Origin of the sequence: Traorella massiliensis (assembly GCF_900104665.1) — a bacterium.
In the GTDB taxonomy this organism is placed as follows: domain Bacteria; phylum Bacillota_I; class Bacilli_A; order Erysipelotrichales; family Erysipelotrichaceae; genus Traorella; species Traorella massiliensis.
Window position 1 is genome coordinate 33,890 of the sequence record NZ_LT629966.1, and the last position, 22,828, is coordinate 56,717.

Below are 22,828 nucleotides of genomic sequence, written 5' to 3' on the forward strand. Positions count from 1 at the left end.
AAGACTATGCTGGCTCAACAGGCTATCTCTGTATTGTCGGGCATCATTCATGATAAGTCACTTGTTGGAAATGCGCAGATCCTTCATGGCTCCTTTACCAGAAAACGTAAAATTTCTCTTGATAATCTGCTGGGTTACCTTATCTTCAGAAATCATAATGTGCTTTCGGAAGATCTTGTTTCCTACTTTGGGGCATTGGGTAATTTCGATATTCCCACCAGACAGGCCATGATCAAGAGAATCTCAATCCTTAACTATGATGTATGGGACTCTATCATGGACAGATTCCGAAATGAAATATATAATGAGCTGCCGCTTCTCAATATCAAAGATTATATAATCGTTGCCGTTGACGGTTCATTTCTTGATCTTCCGCCACATATCGTTCTGAACCATTGCTTTGGCGGTCATCAGACTTCAAAAATGAAGATAGAGGATATCAAAAAGCCGCAGGCAAAAGTTTCAATGATCTATGATGTGCTTAACAGGGTCATTCTGGATTTTTCTATTTCTCATTACAGGACATCCGAGATTCCGCTTCTTTTTGAACACCTGAAAAAGCTGCAGGAATTTTTCAGGCATAAAAAAATAATTCTGCTGGCAGACAGATACTATGGTTCAGCAGAATTGTTCAGATACTGTGAAAAGCATCATATCAAATACATCGTTCGGGCAAAGAAAAATTTCTTCAAGCATTATATTGAAAAGCATAAAGAAGAAAAGGATTTCCATATTCATATTAAATTTGACAAAGCATGGATAAGAAGAATCAAAGATGATGAAATCAGAACATCCATTATTGAAAATCCGGAAATGGACATACGTGTTATAAAAGGAACATATTCATACATTGAAAAAAATAAAAAGAAGGAACGGGAAATCACTGTCGAAACTCAATATTTCACAAATCTTGATGATAAATTCGATCTGTCGAATATTGTTGATTTATATCATCATGAAAGATGGAATGTGGAAGGTGCATATGACGTTCTAAAAAACAATCTGGATATTGAACAGTACAACACGCATCATCCAATTGGCATCATTAATGAAACAATGGGGAAAGTCATCTTCTATAACATGGAACAGATAATTTTTACAGAATCAAGGAAAAGAATCAGGCAGAATGACAAATGCAAATATGAATATATTCCAAACAACAGGCATATTATCAATTTACTTCATCATAATAATTTCATGACAAGCTTTAAAAAACAGTCCGCAGATGAAATTTTAGATAAAATCATAGCAGCAGGATCAAAAGAAAAAATTCCTGTCAGGAAGGGGCGGCATTACAAGAGATGGAACAAATTTTTAAAAAGCATACCAAGGACAAAGCATAGAATAGACGGGCGCAGGAATCCGCCGGTAGCAAAAGGAAAAACCGGATTTGTGACCACCAATCATTAATCCGGCTTCCTGTAGTATAGGAAAATTTCTTTTCCATCATCAGTTTAATGATAAAACAACATGAGATAAAAAACAACTGAAAATTTTTAAAATTCATAAATTTCGATAGGGGTTTTTTTACGCTTTTTTTTCGTGTTTGTTTTTGATTAGATCATAATAATAAAAAAGCACAAACTTAAGAAACTAAATTATTCTTAAGTTCATGCCATTGGATGGAAAAACCATCCTTTTTTGTATATAATACTTTTATGGAAAAATATCTAGTAGAAGGAAATATATCAGTAAAAGCGGCCTTAATGGCAAATCGTCGTACAGTTTATGAAATCTATGTCGATAAGAAAAAAAAGGATAAAGATACTCATTTTATCCTCACACAAGCGAATATGCGAAATGTACCCATTCATAAAGTTTCAAGAGAACAAATCGAAGAATTAGCTCAAGGAAAAACACATGGCGGCTTGATTGGTTTTGCAGGTGAAAGACAATATCAAACCATTGAAGAAATGAATGATCCTTTTTATGCGATTGCAGAAGGTATTGAAGATCCTTTTAACTTTGGTTATATCTGCCGTTGTTTATATGCTGCCGGCTGTAATGGACTGATCGTTCCTCAGCGCAACTATTCCACCGCTGTCACTACCGTAACTAAAAGCAGTGCTGGAGCAAGCGAATATATCAATCTTATTGTGAGCGATGATATTCCAGCTCTTGTCAGCAAATTAAAAAAACAAGGACTACCGTTATATTGTGCTATGCGTAAAGATGCCATTTCTTATACTCAAGCTAATTATGCACAGGGTTTTGTTCTTGCTTTTGGCGGTGAAAAAAGAGGACTTTCCAAACAGCTTCTTGCCCTCTCTGATCAAAATATTTATATCCCCTATGCCAATGATTTTAAAAATGCACTCAATGGAGCCAGTGCTGCCGGCATTCTTGCCTTTGAAGCATTTAGACAAAGAAGTGATAAAAGATAAACGATCTTTTTTAATGAAGCATGAGCATTGCATCACTGATTCAAGTACCTGCATGGGATCAAAAAGATATTCCCTTTCTTTTATGAATCTAACAAATGTAAATCATTACTAACTCCGATTCTTTTTATGATCTCTATAACTTTGTTTTCTATTTTATCTGGTTCACTTGAATTCAATTCATACCAATGATTCGCAATATCAAGCGAATCTTTTTTTATTTCATTCTTTAATGATTTATTATATAAACTATTATCACCCATCAATAATCTAATCTTATCATTTTTCTTTCTCAAAATAATTGCGATCCTTTTTTCTGAATATCTGTTTTCAACAGAAGAATAAATAGTTGAAGCATGTCCTGTCAATGAATAAGTCTTATCATCAACAATACGAATCATTCCATCTTCTAAAGCATCATTTATAAACACTTCATGATAAACATGATTTTCTTTACAAGCATTCAAAATATCATTTACTCTTATCGGAGTTCCACCCCATTCAACACTTTTTCTAAACTCTTTAAAAAGCGTCATATATACATCATAGTACTGACTAAAAGTATCAGATGCATAACAGCCCCGAAAATTAATCCAGGCAGTCCAGTCATGAAACCTCTTTCTTTTATGACCTATCTTCTTTATGATCTCATCAAGTGATAAAGCCGTTTCTTTCGCACCCGTCAAAAATCTATATAAAGAGTCCATAAGGATTTCAATTTCATGATAGGAATATACTTTTTTTAAATATCTTTGTTTCGACTTATTTCTTGACCATTTTTCATTCAGCAAAAACTCATTTACCCTGTCATCAAAAGAATCTACAAGATTTATCTTAATTTCTATATGATTTGCCATTACATCAAATGTAATGGCAAATTCAGAAAACTTATAACATGCTTCATCATCATATAGAAAAAGACTCCTGGAGACACCGCATCTATCTTGAATTTCTAATAAATGACTTTCGCTGATTTCTTTACCACATGAAAATTCATTCCATAATTCACGATAAATGATAAGCCTGCTCGTATTTAAATTTAATAATACATTATGTGTGATATAATACGTATTTTTACCTTTCATTAAAAATCATTGTAGCACTTCCTCTATCATATTTCAAATGACCTCTAATTTCATCATTACATATAAAAAGCGATATCCAGCTGATATCGCTATATAATATAAGAATCCTAACTATTCTTCACTTTCTTCTTTTTCTTTTTGTTCTTTTAAGATAATGACACATGATTCCACATGTTTATCAATAATCTGGTCTACATGAATAGAATATTTTTCAAAATCAAGATCTAAGATACTGCCATCGCTTGGGATTTCCTGCAGCTGTGCAAAAATAAAACCACCCAGCGTATCATAATCTTCATCCTCAGGTATTTCAATCCCCGTCTGATCCAAGATATCTTCAATCAATACATTTCCGGCAATACGGTATGTATGATCATCTATCTGTTTGATTTCTTCTTCTTCCATTGGGTCATATTCATCATAAATATTACCAACAATTTCTTCCAAAAGATCTTCTAAAGTTACGATACCGCTTGTTTCACCATATTCATCAACAACAATCGCAATATGAACTTTTTTATTCTGAAGCTGATTAAAAAGATCATCTGTACGAATACTTTCAGGAACAAAATAAGCCTCTTTCATCATATCCTCTAATGACTTATTTTCACCCAGTGCTTCATTAAGAAGAAAATCACGGGAATAAAGAATTCCTCGGACATCATTGACATCTTCATCAATTAATGGAAAACGAGACAATCCTGTTTCTCTTATCGTTTCAAGAACCTCTTCCTTTGAATCATGAACAGAAATAAAGACAACATCTAAAACATGTGTCATGACATCCTTTGCACTCGTATCATTGAATTCAAAAACATTTTCAAGCCATTCCTTCTCTTCGTTTTCAATGGTTCCCTTTTTACCACCCAAATCAATCATCAAACGAATTTCTTCCTCAGAAACATTTTCCTCTTCTGCCTGAGTATTCAAATGAAGCAGACGCAAGATAACATTTACAGAGAAATTTAAGAAAACAACTACTGGTCTCATAATCTTACTGATTGTCGCAATGACGAAACTTGTCATTTTCGCAAATTCATAACTTTTCTGCATTGCGATACGTTTTGGCACCAATTCTCCAAAAACAAGCGTAAAATAAGAAAGTATGATCGTTACGACTACTGTCGCAATCGAATCCAGAGTACCTACAGAAAGAGCAGTAAAACCTAATCCATAATAAATCCAGTCTACAATATAAACAGAAAAATTAGTACCTGCAAAAGCAGCTCCTAAAAATCCAGATAAAGTAATTGCAATCTGAATCGTCGATAAAAAGTTATTCGGCTCTTCCACCAGCTTTAAAAGACGACTGGCATACTTATCGTTATCTTCCTCTTCAAGCTTTTTCAGCTTTGAAGTATTCAGTGACAATAAAGCAATTTCGCTTCCTGCGAAAAAAGCATTCAATAAAATCAATACAACCTGTAACAATATTTGATAGGGTATGGTATCCAAAGTAATAATCTCTCCTTTTTGACTTCTATTATATCGTATATTTTATAATTATCAATTATAAATTTATATTTCTTAAATATTTCACATCATTTAATGTGAAATATTTAAGATTTTATTTATGACGCCTTTTTTCTCTTTCAAGCACTGTTGGATCTTCCATATCAACGATATAGACTTTTTTTGGTGTTCTTAACTTACATACCAGCTTATAGGCTAAAGCTACATAAAGAAGACAGCCCACGATCCAATAAACTAAATTAAAAAGATCTCCAAAGCGGCTTAAACCCAATATCTGGCTTATCATTCCTAATAAGATAAAACCAAATATTGACAAAAAAACCATCATCGACATTTTCGTACGAACGATCAGATTGTATTCACAATGAGGACATTCGCATCGAGCTTTATATGAAATAATATTGTATTGAAATGTCTTGTGGCAGTAAGGACATTCCAAATCAACCTTAAAAAAATCTTTCATTTCCTAATCCACAAAAAGATATCCGCATAAAATATAAAGCATGCAGATAAAGAAACCACCTACACCAAAGAACGCTAAAACCGTGCTCAAATATGGCAAATAGAAGGCTCCTAATTCATACAGCAAAAGGAATATCGTAACTACGACTGCCACAACGATCTTCCAAACGCTCATATGACGACGCGTTGATTTATTCAGCGACATACCAAATAAAAACAATGCGATCACCCGAATCAAAATCAACAATGTATCTCGAATACTACCGGTAATATAAGTTGCTACTAACTGATACAAAAGAGCACTTATCAAAGTAATAAACAAAGGATAACCAATATATCTAAAATCTCTCATACCTATTCCTCAATTACAACCTTTTTCATCACATCACCACCACGCATTGCCAGCACTGCTTCAATATTGTCAGTAACCTGACCGAAAACCGTGTGTACACCATCAAGATGTGGCTGTGGTGCATGACAGATAAAAAACTGACAGCATCCTGTGTCTTTTCCACGATGAGCCATCGACATCGTTCCCTGAAGATGTTTATGAATATTCTTATCACACTCGCAAGGAATCGTATAGCCTAAATCACCTGTTCCATTTCCATAAGGGCAGCCACCCTGACTTACAAAACCGCTAATGACACGATGAAATGTCTTACCATCATAATAACCCTCTTTCACCAGCTTCACAAAATTTGCAACTGTAATTGGGGCCTCTTCATCATATAAAACAAATGGCAAAACTTCACCATTTTCCATCGTAATGCTTCCTTTAATCATTTTCATCACTCCAATCTTTTTTATTATAACATTAAAAGCTGACTATTTCAAAACAATATGAAGTAGTGTATAATATGAGCGATATTTTAATAGGAGGTTTTTAAATGAATCCGTTAGTAAGCATCATCGTACCTATTTATAATGTTGAAAAATATTTAAAAAATAGTCTGCTTTCTATAAAAAATCAAACATATACCCATTTTGAAGCTATCTGTATCAATGATGGATCAAAAGATCACAGTGAAAAAATATTTTATGAAACCGTTGGTAATGATCTCCGTTTTAAATTGTACACAAAGAAAAATGGCGGTATTTCAAAAGTAAGAAATCTAGGTCTTGCTTTAGCTCAGGGAGAGCTTATCAGCTTTGTGGATAGTGATGATACGATACATATGAACTACCTTGAAGAATTGGTCAAAGGAATCGTTGAATATGACTGTGATATTTCTATTTGTGGGCATAATATGAATTATACCCATTTCACAATGCCTGTACATTTTCCCAAAACAACGATCATAAAACAAAAAACAGCTCTTTCATTTCTAATGAGCGATATGATCATCATGAATTACAGCTGGGGAAAATGCTATAAAAAGGAAGTATGGAATAATATCAGATTCCCTGAAGACAAAATTTATGAGGATATCAAAACAATTTGCCGTACCTTTATGAATAGTTCTCGTTTTTATGTAACCAATAAATTATTATACAATTATAATATTCATCAAGGCAGCATTTCCCAACAGAAGTCTGCACAACAAAACTACAAACTAAAATGTGCTTATCGCTATCAGATGGCCATAGCCGCTAATAAATATCCTTCTTTAAAGATATTTGGCTATTGGAATTTAATCAAAGCCGATGTGATCCATTTATTTGATATCATTTCCTCAAAGCGATAAACTTATTTAATTGATCGTCATTTCAAAACAATATCAAGTAGTGTATAATAATAAAGAATATTGAAATGGGAGGTTTGAAAATGAATCCATTAGTAAGTATCATCATACCGATTTATAATGTTGAAAAGTATTTAAAAAACTGTTTACTTTCAGTAAAAAATCAAACATATGGTAATTTTGAAGCTATCTGTATCAATGATGGTACAAAAGATAACAGTGAAAAAGTATTTTATGAAACCGTTGGTAATGATCCTCGTTTTAAACTATTTACAAAGAAAAACGGCGGTCTTTCAAGCGTAAGAAATTTAGGACTAAGCCTTGCTCAGGGAGAGCTTATCAGCTTTGTGGATAGTGATGATACGATACATATGAACTACCTTGAAGAATTAGTCAAAGGAATCGTTGAATATGATTGTGATATATCTATTTGTGGACACAATATCAACTATCCTCGTTTTACGATACCTTCCTGTTTTCCAAAAACAACGATCATGAAGCAGAAAACAGCTCTCTCATTTCTAATGAGTGATATGATGATCAAAAATTACAGCTGGGGAAAATGTTATAAAAAGAAACTTTGGAAAGATATCCAGTTCCCGGAAAATAAAACCTATGAAGATGTAGAAACAATCTGTAAGACATTTATGAGAAGCCATCGCTTTTATGTCAGCAATAAGCTTTTATACAATTATGAAATTCGTCAAGGAAGTATCTCACAGCAGAAAGCAGCTGGACGAAATCGTGAATTAAAACGTGCCTATCGTCATCAGATGAATATCGTTACTAAAAAATATCCAACATTAAAACCTTTTGGTTATATAAATTTATTTAAAGCAGATATCATGCATCTTTATGATGTAATAACAACGAAATGAGGTTCTATGTCACTGACAAAACGAAGAATGGAAATTTTTAATTTGCTTCAAAAAAATAAAGCCGTTGAAGTCAATGAGCTTGCGAAACAATTTCAAGTCTCAGCGATGACCATTCGTCGAGACTTAAATATGCTTGAAAAACAAGGATTGGCTATTACCAGCTATGGTGGTGCCCGATTAAATATGGAGCACAATGTCGAACCAAGCTTTTCATTAAAAAGTGATTTATTAGTTGAATACAAAAATGAGATTGCGATGGAAGCCAGTCGTTTCATACAAGACGGTGATACTATTTTAATTGATACCGGTACAACTCCTTTGCAGCTTTGCCATTACCTTCAGAATAAACGTATCATCGTACTGACAAATTCCTTGCCCGCTATTAATATTCTTCAAGCTTTTACCAAAGTTCAGCTCATTGTCGCATGTGGCCAATATAACGAAATCAGCAATGGGTGGCATAGTGCCATGACCATTGATTTCTTTAAACAATTTAAAATTGATAAAGCTTTTTTAGGAACCCAGGGCATCGACCAGCATGGTTCTTATATTGCAAGCATGGAAGAAGCACAAGTAAAAAAAGCAATGATAGAAAGTGCCAGACAATCTTTTCTGCTCTGCGATCATACCAAATTCAATCAGACTTTTCTTGCGAAATATGCTACCCTTCGTGATTTTGATTGTATCATCACGGATACCAAAGCTGATAAAAATATTCGCAAAGAATACTCTGAAATCATTCCTGTCATCTCATCCGACAAATAAAAAAAACTGATCATGCATCAGTTTTTATTTGCGATAAAATTCCTTCAACAATCGCATTACATAATTGATCCTGAGTATCAGTTTCAGTTAAATAAGCAACATCATCTGCATTTGATAAAAATCCCATCTCGATAATCACACACGGTAATGTATTATAGGTCAAAAGATGAAATTGGCCCGTTTTAATACCACGACTGACTAATGCTGGGCTGAGCGTCTCTAATTGAGCATTCAGAGCTTCAGCAAGAGCTACAGAATCACTTTGTGATGTATTAACGTAAATTTCACTTCCCTTTACATTTTCCGGATCTTCTTCTGAAATGTTACAGTGAAGCGATACCAGCATCAATGCGTCAGCATTCGCAGCAATATCAAGCCTCGCCTGTAAGTCTTCAACATTATCATCAGACCAGCTCACTTCATCACTATCACGCGTCATGACAACATGAATATCATTTTCTTCTAATAAATCTCTTACTTTTAATGCAATCTCAAGATTTAATTCTTTTTCCACAACACCACTCTCAGAACTGCTTCCTTCATCATAACCTCCATGTCCCGGGTCGATCACTACTACTGGAAGATCTTCTTGAGGATCTGAAGCATTAACATCATTACTGATATTACCTTCTTTGAAAACAGGCTTTTCAGGCATCATAAAAGAAAATAAAACTAAAATCAAAACGCAAATCAAACCAATAGCTGCTAATAAAAATAAATTTTGTTGTGTACTCTTTTTCAATTTCTTCACCCTTAATATTCTACCACATTCTCTTAAGATTTAATTAAGAAAAATCCTGATTTTATTAAATCAGGACTTTTGAATAAATTCTAACAGCTGTTTTGCACCTTCCTGAATACCACTGCGGTCTTCTTTTGAAAATCCCAAATGCGTGAAAATCTCACCTACAAAAACATTATTTTTATATAGACATTCAAATACTTCATCAATCAGTGGCTGACAAACTTCCTGCTTCTGCATCGGACCAAAAGGATTCGCAAAATAGGTTCTAGATAAACCAACTTCCTGAGTAGTACCTAATGCCATACGCTGACCTTGAATACAGATTCGCTTTACTTCTTCTGGATCATCAATACGTCTTAATCCTAACTCTTTATCATAGTTATTTGCATAGGCAAATAAATCAATCTTATGATTATGAGCAACGACATCATAGCTTGCTGCCGGTGTAATGACACGGGCATTCGAACTATCCGGATTTAAGAATACGGAACGGTCCATGTCACGGTATGGTGTACCTTTATCAAGATCATCTAAACGTATAAAGGCACCAATTTCTGTTCCCTGACCATATGGAACACCATCTTCGATATGAATGGTTCCCATATCATCGAAAACAACTTCAATATTACTGATCACTTCATTACCTAAAGAACGTAGCGCCTCAATGGATTCACTCTTGCCAGCTCCTGAATCACCCATCAGCATAATTCCTTTTTTCTTTCCATCACGCAACGTAACATTAACAAAAGCTCCATGAATTGGCAACCAGCCACGTTGCATCATAGCTAAATTATGAAGCGTCAAGCTCATCTTTTTGATATAACCAAAATATTCGATCTTTTGTGAATAAGATACAGACCCTACCCAAATATCATTTTTCTGATCATGGTAGAAAGTCGTTTCATTCAGACCGTCCTGATTACCAAACAATACGATGCAATCAGGTTTATGCGTACATTCTTCCGCTGTAGCAATCTCAAATAGATTTGCAAGCGAAACACCACTACACATAAAATCACGATGGAAATATACAAAACACAAAAGACGTCCAATTTTAATTGGCATACAGAACCATTCTTTTGAAGTTCCAGTAAATACTTCAACCGGATTATCTTTCCTTTCAGTAAACATACCTTCACGCTTATTGCTTCGTGTCGTAAGCATCAACGGTGTTCTTAGCATGATACTGTCAATCATTGGAATTCGCTTTAAACAATCATATTCTTCTGGAAGGCGTGTTTGCGGAATCCTTAAGGCAGCGGCAGCATTTGTTCCTGACTGCAGCTGACGATAAATCTTATTTTTTCTACCTTGCACTTTTTCTTCAATACGACGATAAGTATCACGTATCAAACGATTAAAATTAGAATCATTGGTAATATAATTTACAGCTGTAGACGTTTGACCATTACCAATAAAAGTGACGGAAAAACGTTGATGATGTTTCCAGAAATTATAGAATTCTTCAATAAATTCAAGTAACTGATCTTTATCATTCAGATAATAGTTATCAATTTCATTACATTCAAAAACACTCATCAAACGAAAGCAGCGTGTAATTTCTACCTTTGCTTCACGAACCGTTTTGCCATTCAAGATCCAGTTATATAAATCTCTGTTCGTATCTTTTAAGCTTTCAATAAAGATTTCCGTAATATTACGAAATTCTGGTGAATTTAAAAGTTCAGCAGTCGTTCTTACATAAGAAGCGCTGAAATTCAGAATGGCAACCTGTTCATTCATATAAATTGATTCTTTCATGTAAACCTCCTATTTCCGGAATCGTTCCAATAATTTCTCAACACTCATTTCTTCTTTCAGAGAAGTTGCACGTGCTGTACACTCAACAACTCCCTCAGCCGCTTTACGACCAACAGTAATGCGATAAGGTAATCCAATTAATTCCATATCCTTAAATTTTACTCCAGGACGTTCATCACGATCATCCAATAAGACATCATAGCCCATCTTTTTCAGCTTATCATAAAGCTCAAGAGAAAGTTTTTTCTGAGCTTCATCTTTATGGCTGATAAGCACGATTCCTATTTCAAAAGGAGCAATGCTTTCAGGCCAGATAATGCCATTTTCATCATTATGCTGTTCAACAACAGCAGCCAGGCAGCGGCCAAGTCCGATACCGTAGCAGCCCATCTGTACTGGGTGCAGCTGATTGCTGGCATCAAGATAATTCAGACCCATCGCTTTGGAGTACTTATCACCCAGCTTAAAAGTATTGCCAATTTCAATACCTTTGGTAAATGAAAGCTTCTTGCCGCAGCAAGGACAAACATCATCTTCTGTGATCACACCAATATCACCCACTAGATCAGCTTTAAAATCCTTCAAGTTCACATTTTTTAAATGAGTATCTGTCTTATTGGCACCACATATAAAATTCTTCATCAGTGCCACTTCCTGATCCATAACGATCTTGACATTTTCTAAGCCTACAGGGCCGGCAAAACCAACTACAGCATGCGTCAGCATTTCCACATCCTCAGGTGAGGCCATTTCCATTTCTGCAGCATTCAACAGCTTTAAGGCTTTTGTCTCATTTAATTCACGGTTTCCCTTTAACAAAAAGGCTACAAATTCATCTGACACCTTATACAGCAGCGTCTTTACAAAACGGCTGGCATCAGTATTCATAAAAGCTGCTACCTCATCGATCGTCTTAGCATTTGGTGTAGCTACTTCTTCCATGACACCTTCCGCTTCATCAGATACATCACCTGTAACGATTACTGGAGCTACTTCTAGATTGCTTGAAAAGTCACAAGCGTCACACTGTACGATCACATCTTCACCGATATCACAAACCGCCTGGAATTCTTCACTTAATAGACCGCCCATGACACCTAGATCAGCATTTACGATTTTATACGTAATTCCTAATCGATCAAAGATACGCTTATAAGCTTCAAACATCTTCTGATAAGAAACTTCTAAGCCCTCTAAATCTGTATCAAAAGAATAAGCATCTTTCATGATGAATTCACGCACTCGAATAAGTCCATAACGTGGACGTGTCTCATCACGAAACTTTGTCTGAATCTGATACAGATTATATGGAAAATCCTTATAAGAAGAACCATCCATACTTGCCGCAACCGTAAAAAGTTCCTCATGAGTAGGACCTAAAACATAATTTTTCTGATAACGATCTTTCAGTGAAAACATATTGCTGCCGAAGTTCTCACGACGCCCGCTTTTCTCATAGACTTCTTCCATGATCAAAGTTGGCATCAATAACTCCTGGGCACCAGTCGCATTCATCTCTTCACGAACAATATTTTCAATCTTATTTAATACAAGCTTACCCATTGGCATGATCATATATATACCATTACTTGTTTTTTTGATCATTCCAGCTCTAACTAAAAGATTTCCACTGATACTTTCTTCATCTTTTGCATTTTCTCTTAATGTATAAAAGAAACTTTCACTTAATTTCATATCTTTCTCCTTAATATACATGACGATCCGATTTATCAACAATCTTACGGATCATATCATTTTCCTTTACTTCAAAATCAATTCTTGTTTTCAATATCTGCATTGGCTTATTTGCCACCTCTACTTCAGCCCCATTTTCATCATAACATGGGTTTAACGTCATAGCATGTGTATGATCAGGTCCAAATACCTCTACAGGAATACTCATTTCAAAATGATTCTTTACTTGAATCGTTGCCATATGACTCTTTTTATCATATTCAAGTATCGAAGCGATATATTCCTGTGTTACACCAGCCCCATTCACACCATATAACTGATCATATGCTTTAGGCAAGCCTTCATAGAAACCATTTGCTGTCGGGCGATTTTCACTTCTAGAAAGCTCATCTAAAATCATCTTCATTTTTTCATCATCTAAGCTTTTTTCATAGATCGCATCGATCAGCATCCGATAAGCACGAACGACCGTTGCCAGATAGTAAGGTGATTTCATACGCCCTTCTATTTTTAAAGAAGCAATATTCGCTTTGATCAGATCTTGAATATAAGAAGCTGCCATTAAATCTTTGCTGCTCATAGAAAATAAATGTTTATCATCATGAATAAACTCATCCTTTTCCAGCAAACGATATTTCCAGCGACAGCTTTGAGCACATCCGCCACGATTGGCATCACGTGTAGTCATATGATTAGAAAGCGTACAGCGTCCTGAATAAGAAATACACATACCACCATGGATAAAGACTTCTAATGGCAAGGAAGCATGCTGGGCAACGCTTTTAATCTGGTCAAGACTGCATTCTCTTGCTAAAACGACCCGATCTGCCTGTTCGCTCTTCCAAAAGTCTACTGCCTTAGAATTGGTCGTTGAATGCTGAGTACTGATATGTACTTCCAGATTCTTCGCAACCCTTTTAGCGCAGCGTACAACACTCAAAGAGGCACAAATGATGGCATGAACCCCAATCCTTTCCAATGCCTTTAAATATTCTTCCAATTCCTCTAAATCATCTTCATGAGGAATGATATTGACCGTTACATGAACACGGGCACCATGTGCCTTCGCAAACTTAACACCCTCTTCAATGGCTTCCAAATCAAAATTAGAAGCACGAGAGCGTAAAGAAAACTGTTTTCCACCAATATAAACAGCATCTGCACCATATAAAACGGCAATCTTCAATCTCTCCAAATCTCCTGCCGGTGCAAGCAATTCTATCCTATTCATTGCCCCGCCTCCTTCACAAGAGTTGTCTTTTTATACATGAATCCTTCACTAAATGCATATTGCGGATAAGCCTTTGAATAACTCTCATAAACCTTATCACCACTTATTTCACCTAAAAGAATGCGTTGTATATCCTTGGCCGCTTGAAAGATCAATTCTTCATCCAAGTGAATCCCTTCAATTCTAAAATCACAATTCTCTAATTCCATAAGCTTTGAAAACATACAGAAAATAGTTCCACTTAAAACAAAAGTTCCTGTTTCATCTTGAATAATCGGCATTTTCTCATCACGTGTCTCTTCCATCAAATAAAGTTCTTTAGAAGCACTGCGATCCTCTAACCCACAAAATTCAAAATAACTGGATAATAGCTTCCGTCTGGAATGCATCATCACATTATACCCAAACACACTCACTTCACAGCCATGACAATGACTCAAGATATGTTTCATATCGTCAAAAGTAATTTCTCTTGCCAATACGACACGATCAATACCTAAACGAAGATATTCATTTGCATCCTGGCTGCTGGCAATCAGTGTCGTTGGCTGATAGATCAAAAGATGTTCCATCTTCATTTCTTTAGCCATCCAATAGACACCCATATCCGCAAAATAAATGCGATCTATCTTATTATCTTTACAAAAAAGCAAAGCATCCTGAAATTTATCAAGATCATCCTCCATGACAAAATTCAACATATTGACACCCACTTCTAATCCTAATTCATGGGCAAACTTTACTATTTCTTTCAACTCTTCCATCGTGTACACCCTTGCGGGTCTTGCCGATACATGGGGCAATGAAACGATGATCCGATCAATACTGCACTTGGCATATTGATCTAGATGTTTGATTTCAAGGCAGTCACTGATCAGTTTCATTCGCACTCGCTCCTTCCGATTTTATTATTATACTGTTTTTAGGCGAAATTGTATAGAAGGTTTGCCAAATTTTTGTGTATAATATTGTTAGAGGTGGTGTCATGAAATTTAAATATGAAGACGAATATTTAGCGGAATGTAAACAAATTGAAGAAAATGAATGTTGCCCATATTGCGGACGTAAAGCACTGGTCCATTGTTCAGATGAAGATTATTTTTTTGCCTGTACTGCCTGTGGGCATCGTTTTGAATTTGATGGCGAATATGCAGAGGAACTGGCTTATTATTTAGCCAGTAAACAATAATGAGTACGATTCAGCAATGGGTTCAGGCAGCTAATCGCTACCTTGACAGTCAGGAAGCAAGCAATCACGCTAAAAAAAACCGAGAAATCGTCATGAAGCGGTTCAGTGATCTAACAAATAAAAAAGTTTTAGAACTTGGCTGTGGCTATGGATGGTATACCTACTACTTCAACAGCATTCATGCCGATGCAATTGGTGTGGATGGTTTTTCATCGATGATCAAGCTTGCGAAGGAAAAATATTTCACTTCAATTTATATATAGCTTCTGTCATACAAGAAGTTCAACGTATCACAAAAGACAAGGGGCTTTTCTATGTTTCTATCACACATCCGGCCTTTTATGATGGTGAATGGCTCTGTGATGAAAATGGATATAAATCAGCAAAGGTAATGGAAAACTATTTATCAGAAATGAACTATGATAATGAGTTTTGGGGCAAAACCAAACATTACCACCGTCCGCTTTCCACATACCTCAATCTGTTTTGCGACCATCATTTCCGACTTGTTCATATGGAAGAACCTCGTATTTATGACAATACGAAACAATCTTCTGAAATACCTTTATTTATTATGATGGAATTTGAGAAATTAAAGTAAAAATCCTTGATCAAAAGGATTTTTTCATATTTATGCTTAAATCAAAGACCCAATATCAATTTCAATCATTAGATGTAAGTCTTCTTATAGTAAAACAGAACAAATGATATTATAATGATTTTATAAAGGAGTTTTATATGGGAAAATATACTGAAATCAATTCAAAAACGATCGATCAATGGTGTGAAGATGGCTGGGAATGGGGCAAGCCTATCAGCCATGAAACCTATCAAAAAGCTTTACATGGCGAATGGAATGTGTTATTAACACCTACAAGACTTGTACCTCATGAATGGTTTGGAAATCTAAAAGGAAAAAAAGTATTAGGACTCGCCAGTGGTGGTGGTCAGCAGATGCCGATCTTTCAGGCACTTGGTGCTTCTTGTACTGTTTTAGATTATTCTAAGAAGCAATGTGAAAGTGAAAGATTGGTTGCTGAAAGAGAAGGTTATACGATTGATATCTTATGTAAAGATATGACTGAGAAATTTCCTTTTGAAGATGAAACTTTTGATCTTATCTTTCATCCCGTTTCTAACTGTTATGTCGAGGATGTACGATCCATTTTTAAGGAATGCTATCGAGTCTTAAAAAAGGGCGGCAGTTTTCTTGGCGGATACGATATTGGCATCAACTATATTTTTGATGATGATGAAAAAACGATTGCCTATGCCCTGCCATTCAATTCTTTAAAAGATAAGAAGATCTATGAGGATAGCCTAAAAAATGATTGGGGCCTTCAATTTTCACATACGCTTGAAGAACAAATTGGCGGACAGCTTCAAGCAGGTTTTCAATTATGTGATCTATATGAAGATACGAATGGTGAAGGCAATCTGCACGATCATCATATTCCTACCTTTATCGCAACACGCTGTATTAAAAAGTGAACCCTCATCAAAGAAGGTTCACTTTTATTATGCTAGATATTTTTCAACAGGCTGAGGCTGACAATCATGATATTCAATTCTGATCGTCTCAATGATTTCATCATCTTTAGGACGCTTGATGATCACATTTTCTTCCTCACAAGGTACATCGATCAGCTGTGAATGTTCAATACGACGAATTTCTTCAAAGCCACTGATCACTTTACCAATCATCGCAAACTTTTGATTCAAATGCGTGACATGATCAGAAAGAGTGATAAAGAAACAGCTAGGAACTGAGATCTTCTCACCATCTCCTGCAAGTCCTACACAATAAGCACCAAATGTATGTTTCTCATTATGAAACTCCCCATCGCAAACATACTGATAGAACTCACTTTTCGTATTTTCATCACACCATGGCTGAAGTACAAAATCAGGTACTACACGCTCAATTGGCATCATGTCAAAAGCATGATTTTCAATAGCTTCCATCAGCCCACTGATAGAATTAGGAGCATTTTCATAAAACAATTCAATTTTAATTTCCTGATGATTTCTCATCACGATGGTCATTACTGGATTCATTAGTTTTTCAAGCTCTGCATCGGTGCAGGAATCTTGCCTCCACGATCTATCATGACCTGGCAACTGCCTTCATTAACCTTCATGATCGGTCCGCTTCCTAAAAGCCCGCCAAATTCAAGCTCTTCTCCGGCAGCTTTACCAATGGCTGGAATCAGACGTACCGCTGTTGTCTTGGAGTTCACCATACCAATCGCTGCCTCATCGGCAATAATACCACTGATCGTAGAAGCAGGTGTATCCCCTGGAACAACGATCATATCCAAACCGACACTGCATACCGCTGTCATAGCTTCTAGCTTTTCAAGCGTCAATGCACCACTGCGAGCTGCTTTAATCATGCCTGCATCCTCACTCACCGGAATGAAAGCACCTGACAAACCGCCTACACTGCTGCTTGCCATGACACCACCTTTTTTTACCGCATCATTCAGCATGGCTAAACAAGCGGTCGTTCCATGCACACCACAACTAGAAAGACCCATTTCTTCCAAAATATAAGCCACTGAATCACCAACAGCCGGTGTTGGTGCCAACGATAAGTCAACGATCCCAAATGGAACATTCAAACGACGACTTGCTTCACTGCCCACTAACTGGCCCATACGTGTAATCTTGAAAGCCGTCTTCTTTACGATATCCGCAATCTCATTCATTGGCAGATCCTTTGGTGCTTTCGCTAATGCACTGCGTACAACTCCAGGTCCGCTAACACCTACATTGATGACACAGTCACCTTCACCTACACCATGAAAAGCACCAGCCATAAATGGATTATCTTCAGGAGCATTACAGAAAACAACAAGTTTAGCTGCTCCGATACAATCTCTTTCTTTTGTCATTTCAGCAGCTTCCACAACCTTTTTCCCCATGAGCTTTACCGCATCCATATTGATCCCTGATTTCGTACTTCCTACATTCACCGAAGAACATACATGATCCGTTACAGCTAAAGCTCTAGGAATCGAATCAATCAATTCTAAATCACCAGCACTAAAGCCTTTATGAACTAAAGCACTATAGCCGCCAATGAAGTTCACACCTAGCTCATTGGCACACTTTTCAAGCGTTAAGGCATACTTTACAGGATCGCCTCCGCTTACTCCAGCAAGGATCGCAATTGGCGTTACAGAGATACGTTTATTGATGATAGGAATACCATATTCCTTTTCAATATCACAGCCCACTGCCACCAGATTTTTCGCTAATCGTGTAATTTTCTGATAAATCTTTTCACATGAACGATCAATATCACTATCAGCACAATCAATCAAAGAAATACCCATCGTAATCGTACGAACATCTAAATCTTCTTCATCGATCATCTTGATCGTTTCTAATATCTCATTTGCATTTAACATACTCTCACCTATATTTTATGCATCGAATTAAAGATATCCTCATGCATCACATGAATCTTCAACTGATTATCCTCTCCAAATTGACCCATATGGTCAACAAAATCCTTAAAGTCAACATTGATTTCATGAATATCGATCATCATGATCATGACAAACATATCCTGCATGATATTCTGACTTACTTCAAGAATATTGGCATTCACCTTAGCACATTCTCCCGATACTTTCGCTAAGATACCACGGTTATCTTTACCTAAAACACTAATTACAGCTCTCATTTTTTCACCTCGGTATATATCATACACATTTTTTATTTATTTTTCTATCCTTTCTGTTTGATTTCATGTAAAATAGAAATGGTGATTTTATGATAAAAGCAGTATTATTTGATTTTGATGGTGTCATTTGTGATACCGAACCTCAGTTTTTTGAATATAAACTGAAAAAAATGAATGAAATGGGATTCCCAGTAACCCGTGAATTTCTTTTAGAAAGAATTGGTGAAAGCTTTCGGGTCATGTTCCCTCGTGAATTTAAGGTCGATGATCCTGAAAAATATATCAATGAATATTATTCAGGTGTTGAACATTCCATAACCAATTATAATAAACTGATGTTTCCAGAAGTGATCGATCTTCTAGATTATTGTGTTAGCCATCATCTTATTTGTGCTATTACCTCAAATTCCAAACATGAACGTCTAGAAGCAGCCGTCAAAGAGATGAATATAGACAAATATTTCTCTAACATCTATTCCAATGAAAGCTTAGGAGTAGCAAAACCTAACCCATTATTTTATACAAAAGTACTTGAAGATCTTCATTTGCTTCCTGAAGAGGCAATCGTTATCGAAGATTCTGTTCATGGTATTGCAGCCGCTAAAGATGCCAATATCTATACGATTGCGAAAAAAGAGAATTATTTTCATATCGATCAGTCTTACGCAGATACTCAAATCGATAAACTAACAGAAGTCATCGATATCATTGAAAAAAAGAATGAATATAAATAAAGCATCAAAGTTAACCCTTTGATGCTTTTATTCCATAAAATCAATCAGAATGCTATTAAGTATTCCCCATCCATTTGATGTACATCTAAGATGCTGATCAATGATTTCTAAATGATTGTTTTTGATATGTTTTTCGATAGGATCATGAAATACCTCTCTTAAGTCTTCATGAAAATAATCATTAAATTTCTCTATAGAAATGCCTTTTTTCATTCTTAAACCCATCATGATCGTTTCAAACATCTCATCTTCTTTAGTAAGCTTCGTTTCTTCTTTTTCCAATTCACCCTTTATATAGTCATTCAATTGAAAAGGCCAATGATAATAAATATGATTTTCTTTACCATAAGCACCTACACCAATACCGATAAAATCCTCATATTCCCAATAAGCACAATTATGACAACTATATTTTCCCTGACGAGCAAAATTAGAAATCTCATATTGTTCAAATCCATAAGCTTCTAAAACACGGATTCCTTCAAAATACATTTGTTCATCCAGCTCATCACTTACTTTTTCAATTTTTCTTCTACCAAAAGCACTGTTTTCTTCGATCGTCAATGAATAAATCGATACATGAGATATTTTCTCATTCAAAGCAATCTGTTTCAAGTCAGCTAACCAGACATCAAGACTTTGAGTTGGCAGTCCATAGATCATATCTACACTGATATTCACGATACCACATTCATAAATTTCATCAATTTTAGAAAATATCTCTGCTACACTATGATGACGTTCGATCAGTTTGATCAAAGATTGATTGAGTGATTGAACCCCCAATGAAATACGATTAACACCATGTTGTCTTAGAAGCATGATCTTATCTTTCGTAAGGTTTTCAATATTCGCTTCGACCGTATATTCAAAAGGATCAAAAATATCACAAGCACTTAAAAGCTGATTCAATTCATCATATGTCAAAGAAGTGGGGGTTCCCCCACCAATATATAATGTCTGAATCGGTTCATCTTTTCTGTTTTGAATCTCTTTTATGATTACATTCAGCCACTTTGATGTCAAAAGAGGATGCCTTTTACATCTTTCAAAATCACAATAGGCACAAATCGAATCACAGAAAGGAACATGGATATACATGGCATTACTCATACTGACACTCCCTAAAACATTCATCAACAAATTTCGCATTACTCAGCTCTGACCCGCTAGCATTGATTGCCAGACGCATATTTTTTTCAACTCGACTGCTTGTCGTATGATGTTTCTTTGCTATTGTATCATAGACATCTTTCATACGAAAGCAATCATGATCATTTTCCATATAAAAAAGAATCGCACTTTGCAAATAGTCAAAACCTTTGAGATGGGTTGAAACACCTTTCTTTAAACATAGATTTTCGATCCGTTCATAAACAGATATTTTCATTTTCTTATGGTCATTTATCATTCTTAACAACAATACATATAATCCCACATCCGTGATCTGACTCTCACATAAATATTCAATATGAAGATTTAAGATCATATCAATCAGCTCATCCGCATATCCATTTACGACACAAATTCCTTTTATATTCAAACATATTCGCATTTCTTCAAATGTTTCTAATCGTTTTATATCATCATGATCAACATCATAAATCATGATATCGATCTTTAGATCTTTCATTTCATTTAAATGATCATCAGACAACTCATAGATCAAGAACTCATGATCATATTCATATAGATTCCAGATCTTTTGAATCAATGCCTTATTTTTCACATCATACCCTATCTTTATCATAAAACTCCTTTATAGACATGCTTTTTGCCAATCTTATGACAGTCAAGAATTTTCAAATCACACATTCTAGACAAATGAAGACGTGCTGTCTCATAACTGACTTGCAGCTTTTGCTGATAAGTTTCAATATCAAAATAGGTCTGTGCATAATGATCATAAAAAGTACGTTGTTTTATTGTCAGAAAACTTATCTTATACTCATAGTTTATCACTTTCATCAAAGAATGATGACTTAAATGCTCAAGCCATTCTAAGAAAGATTTGGTGATATCCTCTTCAAAACTATAGATATAATCAAAGGTTTGAAGGTATTTTTCAGACAAATGATACCGTTTTAAACATTCCAGACATTGTTCAGGTTCATTTCTTAACATAAAAATCTGTATCATAGGGTGTAAAAAATCACCTTGGATCATCATATGCTGATTCATCAATTCGCTGATTCTAGCAGTTAAGACAATTGATTTTTTTTGACCATGAAACATAAAATATATGCGAAACTGATTGCGATATTTTTCTATTTCATCAATGATCAGATGACTTCCTGCCACATCAAAATCATTTCTGATTTCTTGGATAGACGCATAATATTCATCCGTATATTTCTGAATGAGCTTCATATAAAGATTTTATCATATTTAAAAAACATTTGAAGATTTTCGACATATACTAACAAGAAAATGATTTTGTAACCAAAATCATATGCAAATAAGCGACTCCCTATCTGCATACCCACCTGCCTTAGTGCTAGTACATACCTTTCATATTCCCTCTGGTTCCTTGTTCCTCTTTCTTTCAATGGAATCCTCCATGCCTTTACCAGATTCCCTTTTCTGTCGGTTTCTGCCAGCGCTATATGATCCCTGTGCTGATGAAAAACAACCGGCATCCTTATTTCCTGTCTGATTCCCCGGTAGACAAGAATCCCTTCATCGATATGATATTTGAAAAGATTATTGCCGTACTTTCCCTGCCTTCTTCCGCAGATCAGCATCCTTTTTCTGCGGTTATAGCGGTAGGTATCCATATCATGCTTCAGATTCTTCCTTCCTCCGAAGCATACGCTTTTCGGCTTTTCCATGAATCTTTCCTTTTTCTGCTTTTCTCCTGTTAACCGATACTTTAATAGTTTGATCTGATTCTTCAGATTCTTTATTTTAGGATCGATCACAGTTGCTTCATACAGATAGTCCTTTTCTGTAGTTCCATGCAGTTTCGTTTTCCGGATCATCTTTTCCTTTTCACAGATGACCTTTTCCAGTTCCGTAGAACGGTGTTCTTCAGATCAGGGAATTCGCGG

26 protein-coding genes are annotated in these 22,828 nt (G+C 35.5%); 9 read left to right on the top strand and 17 right to left on the bottom strand.

The genetic code is table 11. The features are described from left to right. Positions 1 to 6 precede the first annotated feature (6 nt). The gene (locus BQ5367_RS00370) at positions 7 to 1,410 is read left to right on the top strand and encodes an IS4 family transposase (RefSeq protein ID WP_071440619.1); all 1,404 of its coding nucleotides are present in this window, start codon (positions 7 to 9) and stop codon (positions 1,408 to 1,410) included. Positions 1,411 to 1,658: 248 nt separating this feature from the next. Beyond that, positions 1,659 to 2,384 carry a TrmH family RNA methyltransferase gene (locus tag BQ5367_RS00375; protein ID WP_071440755.1) on the top strand — a complete coding sequence of 242 codons (726 nt, stop codon included), beginning with the start codon at positions 1,659 to 1,661 and terminating at the stop codon, positions 2,382 to 2,384. Positions 2,385 to 2,464: 80 nt separating this feature from the next. Here the strand turns inward: BQ5367_RS00375 and BQ5367_RS00380 are convergent, their stop codons facing one another. From BQ5367_RS00380 to BQ5367_RS00400, 5 genes are all read right to left on the bottom strand, one after another. Continuing rightward, the gene (locus BQ5367_RS00380) at positions 2,465 to 3,466 is read right to left on the bottom strand and encodes a hypothetical protein (RefSeq protein WP_071440620.1); all 1,002 of its coding nucleotides are present in this window, start codon (positions 3,464 to 3,466) and stop codon (positions 2,465 to 2,467) included. A 111-nt stretch (positions 3,467 to 3,577) separates the two neighbouring features. Then, positions 3,578 to 4,921 (bottom strand): hemolysin family protein, encoded by a 1,344-nt coding sequence (locus BQ5367_RS00385; protein ID WP_071440621.1) that lies wholly within the window; start codon positions 4,919 to 4,921, stop codon positions 3,578 to 3,580. Positions 4,922 to 5,033: 112 nt separating this feature from the next. Continuing rightward, positions 5,034 to 5,402: a hypothetical protein gene (locus BQ5367_RS00390; protein WP_071440622.1), complete on the bottom strand. Its 369-nt coding sequence runs from the start codon at positions 5,400 to 5,402 to the stop codon at positions 5,034 to 5,036. A 3-nt stretch (positions 5,403 to 5,405) separates the two neighbouring features. Beyond that, complete coding sequence (locus BQ5367_RS00395; RefSeq protein ID WP_071440623.1) at positions 5,406 to 5,753, bottom strand: hypothetical protein; 348 nt, start codon at positions 5,751 to 5,753, stop codon at positions 5,406 to 5,408. A gap of 2 nt (positions 5,754 to 5,755) precedes the next feature. After that, on the bottom strand, positions 5,756 to 6,187 hold the full coding sequence (locus BQ5367_RS00400) for a peptidylprolyl isomerase (protein WP_071440624.1): 432 nt from the start codon (positions 6,185 to 6,187) through the stop codon (positions 5,756 to 5,758). Positions 6,188 to 6,291: 104 nt separating this feature from the next. On the opposite strand from BQ5367_RS00400, the gene BQ5367_RS00405 reads away from it, so the two are divergent. The 3 genes from BQ5367_RS00405 (at position 6,292) to BQ5367_RS00415 (ending at position 8,729) form a co-directional block, all read left to right on the top strand. Then, positions 6,292 to 7,089, top strand: a complete 798-nt coding sequence (locus BQ5367_RS00405; protein WP_071440625.1) for a glycosyltransferase family 2 protein — start codon at positions 6,292 to 6,294, stop codon at positions 7,087 to 7,089. A gap of 80 nt (positions 7,090 to 7,169) precedes the next feature. Further along, positions 7,170 to 7,964 (top strand): glycosyltransferase family 2 protein, encoded by a 795-nt coding sequence (locus BQ5367_RS00410; protein WP_071440626.1) that lies wholly within the window; start codon positions 7,170 to 7,172, stop codon positions 7,962 to 7,964. 6 nt (positions 7,965 to 7,970) lie between these two features. Continuing rightward, positions 7,971 to 8,729 (top strand): DeoR/GlpR family DNA-binding transcription regulator, encoded by a 759-nt coding sequence (locus BQ5367_RS00415; protein ID WP_083383109.1) that lies wholly within the window; start codon positions 7,971 to 7,973, stop codon positions 8,727 to 8,729. Positions 8,730 to 8,739: 10 nt separating this feature from the next. On the opposite strand, the gene BQ5367_RS00420 is transcribed toward BQ5367_RS00415, so the two are convergent. From BQ5367_RS00420 to BQ5367_RS00440, 5 genes are all read right to left on the bottom strand, one after another. After that, positions 8,740 to 9,471 carry an N-acetylmuramoyl-L-alanine amidase gene (locus BQ5367_RS00420; RefSeq protein ID WP_071440627.1) on the bottom strand — a complete coding sequence of 244 codons (732 nt, stop codon included), beginning with the start codon at positions 9,469 to 9,471 and terminating at the stop codon, positions 8,740 to 8,742. A 69-nt stretch (positions 9,472 to 9,540) separates the two neighbouring features. Further along, positions 9,541 to 11,235 (bottom strand): phosphoenolpyruvate carboxykinase (ATP), encoded by a 1,695-nt coding sequence (locus BQ5367_RS00425; protein WP_071440628.1) that lies wholly within the window; start codon positions 11,233 to 11,235, stop codon positions 9,541 to 9,543. 9 nt (positions 11,236 to 11,244) lie between these two features. Then, the gene (locus tag BQ5367_RS00430; RefSeq protein ID WP_071440629.1) at positions 11,245 to 12,930 is read right to left on the bottom strand and encodes a proline--tRNA ligase; all 1,686 of its coding nucleotides are present in this window, start codon (positions 12,928 to 12,930) and stop codon (positions 11,245 to 11,247) included. Positions 12,931 to 12,940: 10 nt separating this feature from the next. Next, positions 12,941 to 14,161, bottom strand: coding sequence for a peptidase U32 family protein (locus BQ5367_RS00435; protein WP_071440630.1), 1,221 nt, complete (start codon positions 14,159 to 14,161; stop codon positions 12,941 to 12,943). Further along, positions 14,158 to 15,045, bottom strand: coding sequence for a peptidase U32 family protein (locus BQ5367_RS00440; RefSeq protein WP_071440631.1), 888 nt, complete (start codon positions 15,043 to 15,045; stop codon positions 14,158 to 14,160). Before BQ5367_RS00440 ends, BQ5367_RS00435 begins: the two co-directional genes overlap by 4 nt. Before the next feature lie 101 nt (positions 15,046 to 15,146). Here BQ5367_RS00440 and BQ5367_RS00445 point away from each other — a divergent pair, with 101 nt between their 5' ends. The 3 genes from BQ5367_RS00445 to BQ5367_RS00455 all read left to right on the top strand — a co-directional run bounded on the left by BQ5367_RS00445 (position 15,147) and on the right by BQ5367_RS00455 (position 16,841). Then, positions 15,147 to 15,350 (top strand): hypothetical protein, encoded by a 204-nt coding sequence (locus tag BQ5367_RS00445; protein ID WP_071440632.1) that lies wholly within the window; start codon positions 15,147 to 15,149, stop codon positions 15,348 to 15,350. Continuing rightward, on the top strand, positions 15,350 to 15,613 hold the full coding sequence (locus BQ5367_RS00450; RefSeq protein ID WP_071440633.1) for a class I SAM-dependent methyltransferase: 264 nt from the start codon (positions 15,350 to 15,352) through the stop codon (positions 15,611 to 15,613). Before BQ5367_RS00445 ends, BQ5367_RS00450 begins: the two co-directional genes overlap by 1 nt. 475 nt (positions 15,614 to 16,088) lie before the next feature. Beyond that, entirely contained in the window at positions 16,089 to 16,841 is a 753-nt protein-coding gene (locus BQ5367_RS00455; RefSeq protein WP_071440634.1) for a class I SAM-dependent methyltransferase, read from the top strand. A 27-nt stretch (positions 16,842 to 16,868) separates the two neighbouring features. Here the strand turns inward: BQ5367_RS00455 and BQ5367_RS00460 are convergent, their stop codons facing one another. The 3 genes from BQ5367_RS00460 to BQ5367_RS00470 are packed head-to-tail and all read right to left on the bottom strand — an operon-like array spanning position 16,869 to position 19,044. Beyond that, a complete protein-coding gene (locus tag BQ5367_RS00460; RefSeq protein WP_071440635.1) occupies positions 16,869 to 17,408 on the bottom strand; it encodes a peptidylprolyl isomerase in 540 nt (179 codons plus the stop codon). Continuing rightward, positions 17,408 to 18,766, bottom strand: coding sequence for a PFL family protein (locus BQ5367_RS00465; RefSeq protein ID WP_071440636.1), 1,359 nt, complete (start codon positions 18,764 to 18,766; stop codon positions 17,408 to 17,410). The genes BQ5367_RS00460 and BQ5367_RS00465 overlap by 1 nt, the downstream gene beginning before the upstream one ends. An 8-nt stretch (positions 18,767 to 18,774) precedes the next feature. After that, positions 18,775 to 19,044 (bottom strand): ACT domain-containing protein, encoded by a 270-nt coding sequence (locus BQ5367_RS00470; RefSeq protein ID WP_071440637.1) that lies wholly within the window; start codon positions 19,042 to 19,044, stop codon positions 18,775 to 18,777. 89 nt (positions 19,045 to 19,133) lie between these two features. On the opposite strand from BQ5367_RS00470, the gene BQ5367_RS00475 reads away from it, so the two are divergent. Further along, positions 19,134 to 19,778, top strand: a complete 645-nt coding sequence (locus BQ5367_RS00475; protein ID WP_071440638.1) for an HAD family hydrolase — start codon at positions 19,134 to 19,136, stop codon at positions 19,776 to 19,778. 27 nt (positions 19,779 to 19,805) lie between these two features. On the opposite strand, the gene hemW is transcribed toward BQ5367_RS00475, so the two are convergent. From hemW to BQ5367_RS13760, 4 genes are read right to left on the bottom strand one after another with little or no spacing between them, the layout of a single operon-like run. Continuing rightward, positions 19,806 to 20,891: a radical SAM family heme chaperone HemW gene (gene hemW, locus BQ5367_RS00480; RefSeq protein WP_071440639.1), complete on the bottom strand. Its 1,086-nt coding sequence runs from the start codon at positions 20,889 to 20,891 to the stop codon at positions 19,806 to 19,808. After that, a complete protein-coding gene (locus BQ5367_RS00485) occupies positions 20,884 to 21,528 on the bottom strand; it encodes a sporulation initiation factor Spo0A C-terminal domain-containing protein (RefSeq protein WP_071440640.1) in 645 nt (214 codons plus the stop codon). The genes hemW and BQ5367_RS00485 overlap by 8 nt, the downstream gene beginning before the upstream one ends. Continuing rightward, positions 21,525 to 22,148, bottom strand: a complete 624-nt coding sequence (locus tag BQ5367_RS00490; protein WP_071440641.1) for a hypothetical protein — start codon at positions 22,146 to 22,148, stop codon at positions 21,525 to 21,527. Before BQ5367_RS00490 ends, BQ5367_RS00485 begins: the two co-directional genes overlap by 4 nt. Continuing rightward, entirely contained in the window at positions 22,145 to 22,759 is a 615-nt protein-coding gene (locus BQ5367_RS13760; protein WP_071440642.1) for a hypothetical protein, read from the bottom strand. Before BQ5367_RS13760 ends, BQ5367_RS00490 begins: the two co-directional genes overlap by 4 nt. Positions 22,760 to 22,828: the final 69 nt, after the last annotated feature.

Coding starts and splice junctions, on each gene's coding strand:
- BQ5367_RS00470 (WP_071440637.1), bottom strand. CDS start 19,044: ATGAGAGCTGTAATTAGTGTTTTAGGTAAAGATAACCGTGGTATCTTA.
- BQ5367_RS00430 (WP_071440629.1), bottom strand. CDS start 12,930: ATGAAATTAAGTGAAAGTTTCTTTTATACATTAAGAGAAAATGCAAAA.
- BQ5367_RS00490 (WP_071440641.1), bottom strand. CDS start 22,148: ATGAAGCTCATTCAGAAATATACGGATGAATATTATGCGTCTATCCAA.
- BQ5367_RS00475 (WP_071440638.1), top strand. CDS start 19,134: ATGATAAAAGCAGTATTATTTGATTTTGATGGTGTCATTTGTGATACC.
- BQ5367_RS00435 (WP_071440630.1), bottom strand. CDS start 14,161: ATGAATAGGATAGAATTGCTTGCACCGGCAGGAGATTTGGAGAGATTG.
- BQ5367_RS00410 (WP_071440626.1), top strand. CDS start 7,170: ATGAATCCATTAGTAAGTATCATCATACCGATTTATAATGTTGAAAAG.
- BQ5367_RS00445 (WP_071440632.1), top strand. CDS start 15,147: ATGAAATTTAAATATGAAGACGAATATTTAGCGGAATGTAAACAAATT.
- BQ5367_RS00375 (WP_071440755.1), top strand. CDS start 1,659: ATGGAAAAATATCTAGTAGAAGGAAATATATCAGTAAAAGCGGCCTTA.
- BQ5367_RS00425 (WP_071440628.1), bottom strand. CDS start 11,235: ATGAAAGAATCAATTTATATGAATGAACAGGTTGCCATTCTGAATTTC.
- BQ5367_RS00395 (WP_071440623.1), bottom strand. CDS start 5,753: ATGAGAGATTTTAGATATATTGGTTATCCTTTGTTTATTACTTTGATA.
- BQ5367_RS00370 (WP_071440619.1), top strand. CDS start 7: ATGCTGGCTCAACAGGCTATCTCTGTATTGTCGGGCATCATTCATGAT.
- BQ5367_RS00455 (WP_071440634.1), top strand. CDS start 16,089: ATGGGAAAATATACTGAAATCAATTCAAAAACGATCGATCAATGGTGT.
- BQ5367_RS00460 (WP_071440635.1), bottom strand. CDS start 17,408: ATGAATCCAGTAATGACCATCGTGATGAGAAATCATCAGGAAATTAAA.
- BQ5367_RS00415 (WP_083383109.1), top strand. CDS start 7,971: ATGTCACTGACAAAACGAAGAATGGAAATTTTTAATTTGCTTCAAAAA.
- hemW (WP_071440639.1), bottom strand. CDS start 20,891: ATGAGTAATGCCATGTATATCCATGTTCCTTTCTGTGATTCGATTTGT.
- BQ5367_RS00440 (WP_071440631.1), bottom strand. CDS start 15,045: ATGAAACTGATCAGTGACTGCCTTGAAATCAAACATCTAGATCAATAT.
- BQ5367_RS00450 (WP_071440633.1), top strand. CDS start 15,350: ATGAGTACGATTCAGCAATGGGTTCAGGCAGCTAATCGCTACCTTGAC.
- BQ5367_RS00390 (WP_071440622.1), bottom strand. CDS start 5,402: ATGAAAGATTTTTTTAAGGTTGATTTGGAATGTCCTTACTGCCACAAG.
- BQ5367_RS00400 (WP_071440624.1), bottom strand. CDS start 6,187: ATGATTAAAGGAAGCATTACGATGGAAAATGGTGAAGTTTTGCCATTT.
- BQ5367_RS00405 (WP_071440625.1), top strand. CDS start 6,292: ATGAATCCGTTAGTAAGCATCATCGTACCTATTTATAATGTTGAAAAA.
- BQ5367_RS00465 (WP_071440636.1), bottom strand. CDS start 18,766: ATGTTAAATGCAAATGAGATATTAGAAACGATCAAGATGATCGATGAA.
- BQ5367_RS00380 (WP_071440620.1), bottom strand. CDS start 3,466: ATGAAAGGTAAAAATACGTATTATATCACACATAATGTATTATTAAAT.
- BQ5367_RS13760 (WP_071440642.1), bottom strand. CDS start 22,759: ATGATCCGGAAAACGAAACTGCATGGAACTACAGAAAAGGACTATCTG.
- BQ5367_RS00485 (WP_071440640.1), bottom strand. CDS start 21,528: ATGATAAAGATAGGGTATGATGTGAAAAATAAGGCATTGATTCAAAAG.